The organism is Curtobacterium sp. NPDC089185 (genome assembly GCF_040685235.1).
GTDB classification, from domain to species: Bacteria; Actinomycetota; Actinomycetes; order Actinomycetales; family Microbacteriaceae; genus Curtobacterium; species Curtobacterium citri.
The window spans coordinates 134,189-149,473 of record NZ_JBFBHK010000004.1; the positions used below are offsets into that span (position 1 = coordinate 134,189).

At 72.5% G+C, this 15,285-nt stretch carries 10 protein-coding genes and 1 pseudogene; all 11 read right to left on the minus strand.

Annotation, left to right across the window (positions count from 1 at the left end):
• Positions 1-254: 254 nt before the first annotated feature.
• Positions 255-2,243, minus strand: a pseudogene (locus tag AB0N84_RS05795) (ComEC/Rec2 family competence protein); the annotation flags it as partial.
• A gap of 12 nt (positions 2,244-2,255) precedes the next feature.
• A complete protein-coding gene (locus AB0N84_RS05800) occupies positions 2,256-3,041 on the minus strand; it encodes a ComEA family DNA-binding protein (protein ID WP_363544314.1) in 786 nt (261 codons plus the stop codon).
• A 96-nt stretch (positions 3,042-3,137) separates the two neighbouring features.
• A complete protein-coding gene (leuS, locus tag AB0N84_RS05805; protein ID WP_363544316.1) occupies positions 3,138-5,711 on the minus strand; it encodes a leucine--tRNA ligase in 2,574 nt (857 codons plus the stop codon).
• Between the two features lie 68 nt (positions 5,712-5,779).
• A complete protein-coding gene (gene cydC, locus AB0N84_RS05810; protein WP_363544318.1) occupies positions 5,780-7,480 on the minus strand; it encodes a thiol reductant ABC exporter subunit CydC in 1,701 nt (566 codons plus the stop codon).
• The gene (cydD, locus tag AB0N84_RS05815; RefSeq protein WP_363544320.1) at positions 7,477-9,135 is read right to left on the minus strand and encodes a thiol reductant ABC exporter subunit CydD; all 1,659 of its coding nucleotides are present in this window, start codon (positions 9,133-9,135) and stop codon (positions 7,477-7,479) included. Before cydD ends, cydC begins: the two co-directional genes overlap by 4 nt.
• A gap of 9 nt (positions 9,136-9,144) precedes the next feature.
• Positions 9,145-10,149, minus strand: a complete 1,005-nt coding sequence (gene cydB / locus AB0N84_RS05820) for a cytochrome d ubiquinol oxidase subunit II (protein ID WP_363544322.1) — start codon at positions 10,147-10,149, stop codon at positions 9,145-9,147.
• Positions 10,149-11,561, minus strand: a complete 1,413-nt coding sequence (locus tag AB0N84_RS05825) for a cytochrome ubiquinol oxidase subunit I (protein WP_363544324.1) — start codon at positions 11,559-11,561, stop codon at positions 10,149-10,151. The genes cydB and AB0N84_RS05825 overlap by 1 nt, the downstream gene beginning before the upstream one ends.
• A 284-nt stretch (positions 11,562-11,845) precedes the next feature.
• The gene (locus AB0N84_RS05830) at positions 11,846-12,766 is read right to left on the minus strand and encodes an ABC transporter substrate-binding protein (protein WP_083263648.1); all 921 of its coding nucleotides are present in this window, start codon (positions 12,764-12,766) and stop codon (positions 11,846-11,848) included.
• A complete protein-coding gene (locus tag AB0N84_RS05835; protein WP_069711139.1) occupies positions 12,763-13,491 on the minus strand; it encodes an ABC transporter permease in 729 nt (242 codons plus the stop codon). The genes AB0N84_RS05830 and AB0N84_RS05835 overlap by 4 nt, the downstream gene beginning before the upstream one ends.
• Positions 13,488-14,204: an ABC transporter permease subunit gene (locus AB0N84_RS05840; protein WP_069711140.1), complete on the minus strand. Its 717-nt coding sequence runs from the start codon at positions 14,202-14,204 to the stop codon at positions 13,488-13,490. Before AB0N84_RS05840 ends, AB0N84_RS05835 begins: the two co-directional genes overlap by 4 nt.
• On the minus strand, positions 14,201-15,109 hold the full coding sequence (locus AB0N84_RS05845) for an ATP-binding cassette domain-containing protein (protein WP_069711141.1): 909 nt from the start codon (positions 15,107-15,109) through the stop codon (positions 14,201-14,203). The genes AB0N84_RS05840 and AB0N84_RS05845 overlap by 4 nt, the downstream gene beginning before the upstream one ends.
• Between the last annotated feature and the right edge of the window lie 176 nt (positions 15,110-15,285).

Genomic DNA, 15,285 nt, shown 5'->3' on the forward strand with positions numbered 1-15,285 from the left:
ATCGTGCCCTGGCGGTCGGTCCGGAACGCGGTGGTCCCGGCCGCCCGGAGCGCGTCGAGTGCCGTCCGGGTCGGGTGTCCGTACGTGTTGTCCGCCCCGACGCCGATGAGCCCGACGGGTGCCGCGAGCTGCCGGTAGAGCGCGGGGTCCTGGTCGGACGACCCGTGGTGCGCGACCTTCACGACGTCCGGCCGGGTCTCGACGAGGGGCCGGAGCCGGCGCTGGGCGCGCTCCCCGAGGTCCCCGAGGAACACGCCGGAGACGCAGTGGTCGCACCCCGGTCCGGCGGCGGTCTCGAGGACCAGGCTCGCGTCGTTGCCCGACGCCGCCGCCCCCGCCGGTGGCCACACCAGCCGCCAGCGGAGCCGTCCGAGGGTGCCCGCCGTGCCGTCGTCGCCGGTGCGCAGGTCGACCCCGGCGTCCTCGAGCACGCGGAGCACCCGGTCGTCCTCGGCCCTGCCCACCGGACCGACCAGCGCACGGTCGGTCCGGTCCGCGACGGCCCCGACCGCGCCGACGTGGTCGCGGTCGAAGTGCGTGAGCACGAGCAGGTCGATCCGCTCGACCCCGAGCAGGTCGAGGCACCGGCGGAGCGCCGGCTCGTCGTCGCCGGTGTCGACGAGCGCCACCGGACCCCTGCCGTCGCGCACCAGCACGGCGTCGCCCTGCCCGACGTCGCAGGCGACGACCGACCAGTCCCCCGGCACGGTCCCCTGGACGACGAGCCGCGGCACGGCAACGACCCCGACACCGAGGACGACGACCGCTGCGGCGGCGACGAGCAGCCGTGCCCGCGTCCGCCCCCGTGCGAGCACGGCCGCGGCGACCGCCAGGCTGACCAGGCCCGCGGCGGCGATCCCCGTGACGCCGACGGGCCAGTCGAGCTCGGCCGCCGGCAGCCCGGCGGTCGTCGTGGCGACGACCCCGATGCAGGCCGCGGGCACCCACGCGACGTGTGCCGTCACCGCCGCTCCCCACGGCCAGACCGGCGCGAGCAGGCACGCGAGGAGCCCCGTCACCGTGACCACCGGCGCGAGCGGTTCGGTCAGCAGGTTCGCCGGCACCGCGAAGGTCGGCAGCGTCGGGGACAGGACGACGGTGACCGGCCAGCACGCGACCTGCGCGGCGACGGGCACCGACAGGGCCGCCGCGACCGGTGTCCAGAGCCGTCGGGCCAGCAGCGCGGTGAGCGGCGGCGCGAGGACGACGATCCCCGCGGTCGCCAGGACGGAGAGGGCGAACGCGACCGAGCGGGCGTACCAGGGGTCCACGACGAGCATGCCGAGCACCGCGAGGGCGAGCAGCGGGACACCGCGGACCGGTCGCCCGGACAGTCGGACACCGAGGACCACCACCGCCATCACCGCGGCCCGGACGATCGAGGGGTCCGGGCGGACGAGCACCACGAACGCGACGAGGAAGCCGCCCGCGAGGGCGGCGCGGACCGGCCGCGGGAGTCCGACGCCACGCCCCACGGCCACGACGAGCGCGACGACGACCGCGCAGTTCGACCCGGAGACGGCGGTGAGGTGGGTGAGCGCCGCGGTCTCCATGGCGGACTCGGTGCCGGGGTCGAGCCCGCTCCGGTCGCCGATCGCCAGACCGCGGAGCAGCGCGCCGCCCGGTTCCGGCAGGCCGTCGGTGACCCGCACGAACGCCTGCCGCACCCGGTCGGTCGCGGCGAGCACACCCGCCGGCGGGTCGACCGCCGGCGCCCTTCGGAGGAACACCACCGCCGCCTCGGGCCCGCCGCCGTCGTCCGACTCCACCGAGGCGCGCCCCGTGAGCACCGCTCCGGTGGGCGCTCGGGTCGGCACGGCCGGCACGATCCGGACCGGCACGTCCAGGCCCCCGGTCCCGCCGAGGCGCCGGAGCGTGCCGGTCGTCGACCGATCGGCGTCGCCGAGGTCGCGCGTGAGCACGACCTCGACCTCCGTCGTCCGTCCTGCGGTCGCGGCGAGCACCACGGGCGACCGTGCCGGGTACCCGACGCCGACCGCGACGCCCACGAGCGTGCAGCACGCCGCCGTGGTCGCGAGGAGGGCGAGCACCGGCGGCAGTGCCCGGACGCCGCTCCCGGTCCGCAGCACGAGCAGCGTGAGGACGACCACGCCGACCGCCCCCGTCGCGCCCACCGTCCACCACGCCGCTCCGGGACGGCCGACGAGCAGTGCCGCGGTCACCCACGCCAGGGCGACCGGGCCGCCGAGTCGCAGGTCGGCGGGGTGCGGTGCCGGGTCCACGTGCCCGACCCCTCAGACCCGGACCCGGTCGCGCAGGTCGTCGAGGCGCGCCTGACCGATGCCGCTGACGTCGAGCAGGTCGTCGACCGACGAGAACCCGCCGTGCTCCTCGCGCCACGCGATGATCCGCCCGGCGAGTGCCGGTCCGATGCCCGGGAGGGTCTCGAGCGTCGCCTGGTCCGCCGTGTTCAGGTCGACGACCGCGTCCGGCCCGCCGGCGGCGCTGCCCACCCCGCCGCCCACCCCGCTGCCCGCCCCGCTGCCCACCACGCCGCTGCCGCCCGCGACGTCCGGACCGAGCGCCTCGGGGACCGACGTCTCGCCCACCCGCGGCACGTAGAGCCGTTCGCCGTCGACGACCGCCCGGGCGAGGTTCAGCCGCGCGAGGTCCGCATCCGCCGCCGCTCCCCCGGCACGCTCCAGCACGGCGTCCACGCGGGTCCCGACGGGGACCTCGACGACCCCCGCGTGCCGGACGGCACCGAGCACGTACACCGCGGCGACGGCCGCGGACGCGGACGGCGCGACGCTCCCGACCGCGGCGGGACCGCTCGGGACCGGACCCCCGCCGGACGGCGACGGGACCGTCGGAGCCGGCTGCGAGCCTCCCGTCACGGTCACCTCGCCCGACGACCGCCCGCGCAGGGTCCCGACCGCCACGACCACGAGGGCGACGACGACCACCACCGCGGCGAGCACCAGTGCCGCCCGCGGGCTCAGCGTGCACCGCTCCCACCACCGCGCTCCGGTCGACGCGGAGCCGGACGAGGGCGACGTGACGGGCGGGTCGTGGGACATGACCGGCACGCTAGGGCGCACCCGCACACAAGGACGGCCCGGCGACTCCGCACTGTGGAGGAGGCCGCCGGGCCGGTCGACTGGGGAGGAGTGGTGTCAGCCCTTGATGGCGATGTTCACGAGCTTCGGCGCCCGGACGATCACCTTCACGATCTCCCGGTCGCCGATGTACCGCTGGACGTTCGCCGACGACCGTGCGAGCTGCTCGAGCTCGTCGGCCTCGATCGACTTCGACACCTCGAACGAGTCGCGCACCTTGCCGTTGACCTGCACGACCGCGGTCAGCGTGTCCTGCACGAGCAGCGTCGGGTCGGCCTTCCGCCAGCCGTGGGTGGCGACGGTGGCCTCGTGTCCCAGCTTCTCCCACATCTCCTCGCCGGTGTACGGCGCGAAGACGCTCAGGGCGAGCGCGACGGTCTCGACGGCCTCGCGGACGGCGGGGTCGCCCGCGCCGGGGCCGCTGTCGATCGCCTTGCGGGTGACGTTGACCAGGTCCATGAGCCGCGCGATGACGACGTTGAACTTGAACGCCTCCATGAGCCCGGGGGCGTCGGCGAGGAACCGGTGCGTGACCTGCCGGAGCGCCCGGTCGCCGTCCGCCCAGACCGCGTCACGGGACGATGTGACGTCGAGCGCCAGGCGGTACGCGCGGGCCAGGAAGCGCGCGGACGCCGACGGCGACACGTCCTCCCAGTTGATGTCGTCCTCCGGCGGTCCGGCGAAGCCCATCACGAGACGGATCGCGTCGACGCCGTTCGCGTCGAGCTCGTCGCCGAGCGAGACGCCGCCCTTCGACTTCGACATCTTCGAGCCGCCCGACAGCACCATGCCCTGGTTGAGCAGCGCCGAGAACGGCTCGGTGAAGTCGAGGTACCCGAGGTCGAACAGGACCTTCGTCACGAAGCGCGCGTACAGCAGGTGCAGGATCGCGTGCTCGATGCCGCCGATGTACTGGTCGACCGGCGCCCACTTGCGCGCGGCCGACGGGTCGAACGCCTGCGTGTCGTCCTGCGCGGACAGGAAGCGCAGGAAGTACCACGACGAGTCGACGAACGTGTCCATCGTGTCCGTGTCCCGCAGCGCCGGCGTCCCGTCGACCGGGTTCGGCACGTTCACCCAGTCGGTCGCACCGCCGAGCGGCGAGGTGCCCTTCGGCTTGAGGTCGAGGCCCTCGGTCGACGGCAGGCGCACCGGCAGCTGGTCCATCGGGACCGGGTGCTCGGTGCCGTCGGCGCCGTGGATGATCGGGATCGGGGTCCCCCAGAAGCGCTGGCGCGAGATGAGCCAGTCGCGCAGGCGGTACGTCTTGGCGGCACGGCCGGTACCGCGCTCCTCGAGCAGCGAGATCGCGGCGGTGATCGCGTGCTGCTTCGACATCCCGTCGAGCGGGCCGGAGTTGATCATCCGCCCCTGGCCGGTCAGGGCCTCGCCGGTCGAAGCCGGGTCGAGCGCGGGCAGGTCCTCGAGCGCCGCGCCCTCGGGGATGACCGGGATCGCACCGGTGACGGGCTGGTTCGTGTCGACGACGACCTTGACGGGCAGGCCGAAGGCCCGCGCGAAGTCGAGGTCGCGCTGGTCGTGCGCGGGCACGGCCATGACCGCGCCGTGGCCGTAGTCTGCGAGCACGTAGTCGGCGGCCCAGATCGGCAGGCGCTCCCCCGTGAGCGGGTGGATCGCCGAGCGGCCGAGCGGCACACCGGTCTTCGGGCGGTCGGCGTTCTGCCGGTCGATCTCGGAGGTCTTCTGGGTCGCCGTCAAGTACGCGTCGAAGTCGGCCCGCACATCGTCAGGAGCAGCGGAGACCAGCTCCGCCGCCAGGTCGGAGTCCGGCGCCACGACCAGGAACGTCACCCCGTGGATGGTGTCCGGCCGCGTGGTGAACACGGTGACGGGCTCGTCGCGCCCCTCGATGACGAAGTCGACGTCCGCACCGACCGAGCGACCGATCCAGTTGCGCTGCTGCGCGATGACCTTCGCCGGCCACCGTCCCTCGAGCTGGTTGAGGTCGTCGAGCAGCCGGTCGGCGTACTTCGTGATCGCGAAGTACCACTGCGTCAGCTTCTTCTTGACGACGACGGCACCCGAGCGGTCGGACGTGCCGTCCGGCAGGACCTGCTCGTTCGCGAGCACGGTCTGGTCCACCGGGTCCCAGTTGACCCAGCTGTCCTTCCGGTAGGCCAGGCCCTTCTCGTACATCTTCAGGAACAGCCACTGGTTCCACTTGTAGTACTCGGGGTCCGAGGTGTGGATCTCGGTCGTCCAGTCGAACGAGGGCGCGTACCGCTTGAACGAGGCCTTCTGCTGCTCGATGTTCGCGTAGGTCCACTCCTTCGGGTCGACCCCCCGCTTGATCGCCGCGTTCTCGGCCGGCAGACCGAAGGAGTCCCAGCCGATGGGGTGCAGCACGTTGAACCCCTGCTGCCGCCAGTACCGCGCCACGAAGTCACCGAGCGCCCAGTTCTCGGCGTGCCCCATGTGCAGGTCGCCGGACGGGTACGGGAACATCTCGAGGATGTACTTCCGGGGGCGGGTGTCGTCGAGGTCCGTCGTGAAGAGCCCGAGTTCCTCCCAGCGGGGCTGCCACTTCTCCTGGATGCGGCGGAAGTCGTACGCGTCGGGGTCGACGGCTGCGTGCTCGGTGGAGTGTGCAGTGGGGTGCTCGGTGGTCACGATCACCTAGGGTACAAGGCCTGGAGGCCCGGCCGTCGCCCGCCCCGGACGGCCCGTCCCACGGGTGGTCACCCCGCGACGAGCCGCCCGTCCCGCATCCGCAGGGTGCGGTCCACCAGGTCCGTCGGCACGGGCACGTGCGACACCACGACGACCGTGCGACCGGCCTGCCGCGCGGCACCGACCAGGTCGCGGAGCACGGCGTCGCCGAGGTCGGGGTCGACGTCCGCGGTCGGCTCGTCGAGCACGAGCACGGGGAACGCGTGCAGCAGCGCCCGGGCGAGCGCGAGCCGGTGCGCCTGCCCGCCCGACACGAGCACCCCGCGCTCCCCCACGCGGGCGTCCAGACCGCCGCGTCGCGCCACCCACTCGCCGAGTCCGACCCGGTCGAGCACGTCGGTCAGGTCGGCGTCGGTGGCGGTGTCCCGGGCGAACAGCAGGTTCTGCCGCACGGTCTGGTCGAACACGAACGGGTCCTGTTCGACGAGCCCGACGCGCGCCCGGACGGCGTCCGGGTGCATGGTCCGCGCCTCGACGCCGTCGAGCGTGTAGGACCCCTCGTGGTCGACGAACCGCACCAGGGCGTCGACGAGGGTGGACTTGCCCGCGCCGCTCGGACCCTCGAGCACGACGACCTCGCCCGGCAGCAGGTCGAGCGACACCCGGTCGACGGCCGGGTCCGCGGCTCCGGGCCACCGCACGGTCAGGTCGCGGAGCGCCACCGTCACCGTCACCGTCAACGGATCGTCGACGACGAGGTCCCGCGGGTCGGCGGGGTCGTCCGGTTCGGGCACGATGCCGGCCGGCACGACGGCCGGGACGACCCGCTCCACCCGCTCCGCCGCGGCCCGGACCCGGCGCAGGGTGAGCACGGCCAGCGGCACACCGCCGACGACCTCGAAGAGCGCGAGCGGCACGAAGACGGCGAGCGCCCAGAGCGGCCCGTCGAGCGCACCCGACACCACCGCCGGCGCCCCGACCGAGAGGGTCCCGACCACGGCCCCGCCACCGACCAGCGCGACGAGCGCACCGACGAGGGACTCGACCCGCGCGCGGCGGCGCACGGCCCGGGTCACCCGGGCGTCGAGCGCGGCGATACGGGCGAGGCGGTCGGGCAGGGTGCCGTAGGCCGCGAAGACGTCGAGCGTCCGGACCGTGTCGAGCACGAGGTCGGCGACGTGGCCCCGGTCGGCCGCGGTCTCCCGGTCCGAGCGCCGTGCGACGGACAGCGTCGTGACGGTGCCGAGCAGCGCGGCGACGGCGAGGGCGGCGACCAGCACGAGGGCGGCCGGCCACCACACCAGGGCGACCGCGACGACGGACAGCACGGCCACGACGCCCGCCGAGACCAGCGGTCCGACGACGCGGATCGGCAGGTCCTGCAGCCGGTCGGTGTCGGTGACGAGCCGGGTGAGCAGGTCGCCACGACCCGTGGAGCCCAGCCCGGCCGGCGCCACCGACGACAGTCGCCGGTACATCTCGGTCCGGACGACCGCGAGCTGCCGGAAGGACGCGTCGTGCCCGGCGAGGCGGTCGACGTACCGCAGCGCCGCGCGGCCGAGCGCGAACGCGCGGACCCCGACCATCACGAGCGTCAGGTAGAGGATCGGCGGCTGCTCGGCGGCGCGCGTGATGAGGTAGCCGCTCGCCGCGAGCAGCGCCACGGCGCACACCGCACTCAGCGTGCCTGCGGCGACCGCCTTCGCCCAGGCGGCCCCGTGCGGCAGGGCGAGCCGGAGGACGCTCGTGCCACGCGCCTCCCGGCTCATGCCCGGACCCCCTGCCGGGTGGTGACCGTCACCGCGCCGCCCGGGAGCACGTCGACGCGGACGTCGGCCGCGGCGAGCACCGCGGGCCGGTGGCTCGCCACCACGACGACGGACCCGTCGTCGGCGAGGGCCCGCACGGCGCGGACGACGGTCCGCTCGGCCTCGGCGTCGAGCGCCGACGTCGGCTCGTCGAGCAGCACGAGCGGCGTCCGGACGCGACGCGCCCGGTACAGCGCACGGGCGACCGCGACCCGCTGGGCCTGACCACCCGAGAGACCGGCTCCGTCCGACCCGACCGGGAGGCCCGGCTCGACTCCCAGCCCCGCCTCGCGCAGCGCACGGCGCACGGCTGCATCGTCGGGTCCCGCGTGCATCGCGACGTTCTCGGCGACCGTGCCGCGGACGAGCCGCGGTCGCTGGTCGGCCCACGTGGTGCGCTCGGCGCGGGACGCCCCCGCCGGACCGGGCACCACGACGCTGCCGTCGTGGTCGAGGACGCCGCGCATCGCGGCGATCAGGCTCGACTTGCCCGACCCGCTCGGGCCGGCGAGCGCGACGACGGCGCCCGGGGCCGCCCGGAGGTCGAGCGGCCCGATGACGAGGTCGGGGCGACGGACCGTCAGTCCGTCGAGCACCAGCTCCGCGGCGGCGGGGGCCGGTACAGCGTCGGGGCGGGCCGTCGCGACGGCGGTGCGGTCGTCGAGGACGTCGAGGACCGCGCTCGAGGCCTCGACCCCGTCCTGCGCGGCGTGGAAGTCGGCGCCGACCTGCCGGATCGGTGCGAAGGCCTCCGGAGCGAGGACGAGGACGAACATCGCCGCGCCGAGTCCCATGGAGCCGTCGACGAGCCGCACACCGATCGAGACGGCGACGAGGGCGACGGACAGGCTCGCCGCGAGCTCGAGGGCGAAGCCGCTGACGAACGACAGGCGGAGGACCCCGATCGTCCCCCGGCGGTACTCGTCGGTGACGCTGCCGATGCGGCCGACCTGGCGACGCGCGCGACCGAAGACCTTCAACGTCGCCAGGCCCTCGACCGCCTCGGTGAAGGCGCTGCCGAGCCGGGCGAGCGCGTCCGCCTGCTTCCGCTGGAGCGCCTGCGTGGCGAGTCCGATCAGCACCATGAACACCGGGATGACGGGCATGGCGAGCACGATGACCAGCGCGCTCGTCAGGTCGGCGGAACCGATCGCGACGAGGAGGACCGGCGTCGCCACGGCCGTGAGGGCCAGCTGCGGGACGTAGCGGCCGAAGTAGGCGTCGAGCGCGTCCAGCCCGGGACCGAGCGTCGTGGCGAAGCCGGCGCTGGAGCGGGCGGCGAGCCAGGACGGTCCGCGTTCCGCCGCGCGCGCCAGCACCGTCGCCCGGAGCTCGCTCTTCACCGTCGCCCCGGCGCGGGCCGCCAGGTCGTCCGTGGCCCAGGCGGCGACCGCGCGGACGACGAACGCGGCGGCGAGGAGCGCGAGCGTCGGGGACATCGCCGCGGGGACGCGGCCGTCGCGCACCGCGTCGACCCCGAGGGTGACGGCGGTGGCGATCCCCCAGGCGATGCCGATCGTCGCGAGCGTCCGCACCAGGCCGGTCGCCGCCGAGGCGACGACCGACCCGCGGGCGGTGCGCGAGAGCCGGAGCAGGCGCGGATCGAGGGGCTTCATCACCGGGCCCTAGTGCGCGGCCCGGGCGATCTGCGCCCGCGACACACGCTTGCGGAACACCCAGTAGGTCCACGCCTGGTAGGCGAACACGAGCGGGAGGAACACCAGGGCCACCCAGCTCATCACCGTCAGCGTGTAGTCGCTGCTCGAGGCGTTGGCGACGGTCAGGCTGTTCGCCGGGTCGTTCGACGCGGGCATGACGTCCGGGAAGATCGCCGTGAACATCGCCACGACCACCGCGGCGATCGTGACGGCCATCAGGGTGAAGGCTCGGCCCTCCCTGCCCCAGGCGTTGCAGAGCACGGCGAGGACGAGCGCGAGCGCGGCGACGACCGAGAGCACGAGGCTGGCCGGGGTCGCGCGGACGAACGCCATCGACACGAGGAAGGCGGCAGCGACGACGATCGTCAGCACGCCCGCCCGGGTCGCCAGCCGCTTGGCGCGCTCGCGGATCTCGCCCTCGGTCTTGAGCGCCACGAAGACCACGCCGTGCGTGAAGAACACGAGCAGGGTCGTCAGCCCGGTCAGCAGGGCGAAGGGGTTGAGCAGGTCGAACACCGTCCCGGTGAAGTCGTGCCCGGCGTCCATCGGGATGCCCCGGACGACGTTGCCGAACGCGACGCCCCAGAGGAAGGACGGCACCGCGCTGCCGACGACGATCATCAGGTCGAAGCGGCGCTTCCACTCCGGGTGCTTCCGCTGGTGGCGGTACTCGAACGACACCCCGCGGGCGATGAGCGCCGCGAGGATGAGCAGCAGGGCCAGGTAGAAGCCGGAGAACATCGTGGCGTACCACTCCGGGAACGCCGCGAACAGGAGCGCGCCGGCGACGATGACCCAGGTCTCGTTGAGGTCCCAGACCGGGCCGATGGTGTTGATGAGGACCCGGCGGTCGGTGTCGTCCTTGCCGAGGAACGGCAGGGACATGCCGACGCCGAAGTCGAACCCGTCGAGGACGAAGTACCCGACGAAGAAGAGTCCGACGATCGCGAACCAGACAACGGGGAGATCCACTAGTACACCGTCACTTCGTGCTCGACCTCGCCGGTGACCTCGTCGACCTCCGCAGGAGCGGCGGGGCCCTCCTGCGCGACCTTCTTGATGAGCCCGAACTCCACGACCGCCAGCGCGCCGTAGATGAGCGTGAACACGACCAGCGAGATGAGGACCTCGACCCCGGTGACGTTCGGCGAGACGCCGTCCGCGGTGCGGAGCAGGCCGAAGACCAGCCACGGCTGGCGACCCATCTCGGTGAAGACCCAGCCCATGATCATCGCGGCCATCGGCAGCGGGACGGACCAGGTGGCCACACGCCACACCCAGCGCTGCGTCGGGAAGCGGCCCTTCCGGGTGAGCCAGAGCCCGGCCAGCGAGACGAGGACCGCGCCGACGCCCAGGGCGATCATCCAGCGGAACGACCAGTAGGTCACCCAGATGATGGGCTTGTAGTCACCCGGGCCGTACACCTGCGTGTACTGCGCCTGCAGGTCGTTGATGCCCTCGACCGTGCCGGTGAAGGTGTGGGTCGACAGGAACGAGAGCAGGTACGGGATGCGGATCGAGAACAGCTCGTGCACACCGTCCGGGGTCCCGAGCGTGAAGACCGAGAACGAGGCGTCCTTGCCCGTCGACGTGTTGTAGAGCGCCTCGGCCGCGGCCATCTTCATCGGCTGGGTGTCGACCATCGTCAGGCCGAGCTGGTCGCCGGAGAGCACGGTCAGTGCCCCGGAGGCGAGCATCGTCCACATGCCGAACTTCAGCGCCGGCATCATCGTCTCGAGGTTCTGGTTGCGGGCCAGGTGCCACGCGGCGACCGCGACGATGACCGAGGCGGCCACCATGAACGCGCCGAACAGGGTGTGCGGGAACGCGGCGAGGGCGACCTTGTTCGTCAGGACGGCCCAGATGTCGGTGAGCTCGGCGCGGCCCTTGGCCTCGTTGATCGCGAAGCCGACGGGGTGCTGCATGAAGGCGTTGGCCGCCAGGATGAAGTACGCCGACATCATGGTGCCGACGCTCACGCACCAGATGCTCGCGAGGTGCAGGGCCCGCGGCAGCCGGTCCCACCCGAAGATCCAGATGCCGATGAACGCGGCCTCGAAGAAGAACGCGAGGATGCCCTCGAGCGCGAGCGGAGCGCCGAAGACGTCTCCGACGAAGCGCGAGTAGTTCGACCAGTTCATGCCGAACTGGAACTCCTGCACGATCCCGGTGACGACGCCCATCGCGAAGTTGATGAGGAAGATCCGGCCGAAGAAGCGCGTCAGCTGCAGGTAGTGCGCCCGACCGGTCCGCACCCACGCCGACTGGAAGACCGCCACGACGAGGGCCATGCCGATCGTCAGCGGGACGAAGAGGAAGTGGTAGATCGTCGTGAGCCCGAACTGCCACCGCGACAGGACGAGCGGATCGAGGAGGTCGTTCATGCGGCGTGTCCGAGCCGGGTCGCCGCGCGCTGTTCGTGCACGTTGGTTGCTTCCTACGGGAGGTGGGACTTCAGGTTCGTCACGCCGTCGGGACACCTCCACGCTACCGGCCGGACACCTGGCTCGACAAGTTGTAGAGGCCGTCTCTGCACGAACGTGCAGCGGCTGTGATCGGCACAACCGTGCGGAACATCGGTGCTGCGGACCCACCCCGCAGAACGACGACAGGTGCCGGGCCGAAGCCCGACACCTGTCGTCGATCGTTCAGCGCGCGGGGCGCCGGGTCAGAGCAGACCCTCCTCGGTGAGGAAGTCCTTCGCGATCTCCGACGCCTTCTCCTTGTCGGTGACGCTCTTCTGGTTGAGCTCGATGAGCTTCTCCGTGGTCAGCTTCTCGTTCACCCCGTCGATGGCGTCCGCGGCCTTCTCGTCGACCTTGTCGGACACGACCGGGATGACGTTCTGCGGGAGGATGAGGTTCTCCGGGTCCTTCAGCGAGACGAAGTCGTTCGCCTTGATGCTCGGGTCCGCGCTGTAGATGTCGGCGAGCTGGACGGTGCCGTCCTTGAGCGCCTTGACGGTCAGCGCGCCGCCGGAGTCCTCGACCGCCTTGAAGTCGACGTCGACGCCGTAGACCGACTTCAGACCGTCCGGGCCGTACGGGCGGGTCTGGAACTCGGAGTTCGCACCGACGGTGAGCTTCTCCTTGACGTTCTTCAGGTCGGCCAGGCTCGTGACGTCGTTCTCCTCGGAGAACTGCTTCGTCACGGTGTAGCTGTCCTGGTCCGTGGCGTCGGCCTCGTCGAGGACGCGCAGGCCCTTCGGCAGCGCCTTCTCGAGGCCCTCGTCGATCTGGTCGGCGGTCTTGGCCGTCGACGACTTGTCGAAGTACTGCAGCAGGTTGCCGCTGTACTCCGGCATGACGTCGATCGCGCCCTTCTCGAGCTGCGGGATGTAGACCTCGCGCTGCCCGATGTTGAAGTTGCGCTGGACGGTGAAGCCGTCCTTCTCGAGGACCTGCGCGTAGAGCTCGGCGATGATCTCGTTCGAGTAGTACTGCTGCGAGCCGATGACGATGGTCTTCGAGTCCGAGGAGGCGCTCGAGCCGCTGCTGAGCGGGTCGCTCGAGGCGCAGCCGGTGAGGGCTGCTGCGACGCCGAGTGCCGTTGCGGCGGCGAGGGCGACGCGGATCCGTGCTGTGATCACGATGGGTTTCCTTCCGGGATGGGATTGCGGGCTCGCTCGCGCGATCCCTGGCGCTGCCGCGCGGACGGGTCGGCGGTGCCCTTCGGCACCGCCGCCCGCTGCAGCGCGGCGAACACGATCTCGAACGCGATCGCGAGTGCGATCACGAGGATGGAGGCGCCGAGCATCTCGGCGTAGTCCTGGGTCTTGAGGCCGAGGAAGAAGTAGCCGCCGAGGCCACCGGCGCCGACGTACGCGGCGAGCGTGGCGGTCGCGACGACCTGCAGGACGGCGGCGCGCACGCCACCGATGAGCAGCGGGAGCCCGAGCGGGATCTCCACCTTCCAGAGCACCTGCCAGCCGGTCATCCCCTGCGCCTTCGCGGCGTCGACCGTGACGGGGTCGACCGACTCGATGCCCGCGTAGGCACCGGCGAGCACGGACGGGACGGCGAGGATCACGAGGGCGAGCAACGGCGCCTGGAGGCCGATGCCGAGCATGAGCCCGAAGAGCGACAGCACGCCGAGGGTCGGCAGGGCGCGGATGCCGCCGGACAGCGCGATCGCGAGGCCGCGGGCCCGACCGGTGTGCCCGATCGCGTACCCGATCGGGATCGCGATGACCGAGGCGATGACCACCGCGAGGAGCGTGATCCACACGTGCTCCCAGAGCCGGGCCGGGATCGCGTTGAAGCCGGTGTAGTTCGCCGGGTCGAACACCCAGCCGAAGGCCTGACCGATGATCACGAGACCACCTCCGCACGCTGGAGCACGCGACGTGCGGCCCGTCGGCTCCGTGGCGCGCGTCGCGTCCACGGCATGACGACCCGACCGAGCAGGACGAGCAGACCGTCGAGGGCGAAGGCGAGCACGAGCACCATGACGATGCCGGAGATGATCTCCTCGAAGATGCCGCGGGCGAGACCGTCCGTGAACAGCGACCCGAGGCTCTGGATCCCGAGCACCGCGCCGACGGTCGTCAGCGAGATGGTGGAGACCGCGACCACGCGGAGCCCCGCGAGGAGGACCGGCCCGGCCAGCGGGAGCTCGACGCGGAAGAACCGCTGCACGCCCGAGTAGCCCATCGCCGTCGACGCGGCCTTGGTGCCGGCGTCCACCGAGGTCAGCCCGTCCACCGTCGACCGGACCATGAGCGCCAGGCCGTAGATCGTCAGGCTGATGATGACGTTGACCGGGCTCTGCAGGCTCGTGCCGATGATGCTCGGCAGCGCGACGAACAGGGCGAGCGACGGGATCGCGTAGAGCAGTCCCGCGAACGTCACGATGCCGCTGCCGAGGCCGGCCGCGAAGCGGGAGCCGCCGGGCCGCTGCAGCCGGACGACGAGCCACCCGATCGGGATCGACAGCAGGAAGGCGATGATGATCGGCGGGATCGCGATCGCGAGGTGCGAGGCCGTGTCCTCCCCGATCGTGTCGAGGTTGGACAGCACCCACTTCACCGCGGACTCCCACCCTGCGCCGCAGCACCCGGGGCGCCGGTGGGCGCCTCGGCCTCGGAGCGGACAGCGGCAGCGGCGTCGACGACACCGACGGGGCCGGTGAGCACACCGGCGGCTCGGCCGTCCCCGTCGACGACGATCGGCCCGGTCGGGGTCTGCTCGACCCGCAGGGCACGACGGCCGCGACCGGCGCCGATGAAGTTCGCGACGAAGTCGTCCGCCGGCGCGGCCAGGATCTCGGCGGGCGTGCCGAGCTGGGCGATCTCGCCGCCCTTCTTGAGGATGACGACCTGGTCGCCGAGCTTGAACGCCTCGTCGATGTCGTGCGTGACGAACACCACGGTCTTGCCGAGTTCGCGCTGCAGCCGGATGAGCTCGTCCTGCAGGTCGGTGCGCACGAGCGGGTCGACCGCACCGAAGGGCTCGTCCATGAGGAGCACGTTCGGGTCGACCGCGAGGCCGCGGGCCACGCCGACACGCTGCTGCTGGCCGCCGGAGAGCTGCGACGGGTACCGGTCCGCGAAGGCCCGGTCCAGCCCGACGGTGTCCATGAGCTCGAGGGCCCGCGCGCGGGCCTCGCCCTTCGACACCCCCGTCAGCAGCGGCACCGTGGCGATGTTGTCCACGACCCTCCGGTGCGGGAGCAGACCGGCGTTCTGCATCACGTAGCCGATCCGGCGACGGAGCTGGACGGGGTCGACACCGGCGACGTCCTCTCCGTCGATCGACACCGTACCGGCCGACGGGTCGACCATCCGGTTGATCATGCGGAGCAGGGTGGTCTTGCCGCAGCCGCTCGACCCGACGAAGACCGTGGTGGTCCGCGAGGGGATGACGAGGCTGAAGTCGTCGACCGCGTTGGTGCCGTCCGGGTACGTCTTGCGCACCGAGCGGAACTCGATCATGTGGGTGCCCTTCTGTTCGGAGGTAGCCCGACTCCGGATGAGCGTACCCGTGTGGTCCGCCGACGGTTCCGTTGCGACCCACCATGACGGAACGCGGACAACGGACAAGCCGTGAACGCGCCCAGCGAGTGCTCCGAGGGACGCCGCACAGCGCACGACGCCCGCGCTCCGGGAGC

Bases quoted from the DNA above. Each gene is read 5' to 3' on its own strand.
- AB0N84_RS05800 (WP_363544314.1), bottom strand. From the start codon at position 3,041: ATGTCCCACGACCCGCCCGTCACGTCGCCCTCGTCCGGCTCCGCGTCG.
- cydC (WP_363544318.1), bottom strand. From the start codon at position 7,480: ATGAGCCGGGAGGCGCGTGGCACGAGCGTCCTCCGGCTCGCCCTGCCG.
- cydD (WP_363544320.1), bottom strand. From the start codon at position 9,135: ATGAAGCCCCTCGATCCGCGCCTGCTCCGGCTCTCGCGCACCGCCCGC.
- AB0N84_RS05825 (WP_363544324.1), bottom strand. From the start codon at position 11,561: ATGAACGACCTCCTCGATCCGCTCGTCCTGTCGCGGTGGCAGTTCGGG.
- AB0N84_RS05845 (WP_069711141.1), bottom strand. From the start codon at position 15,109: ATGATCGAGTTCCGCTCGGTGCGCAAGACGTACCCGGACGGCACCAAC.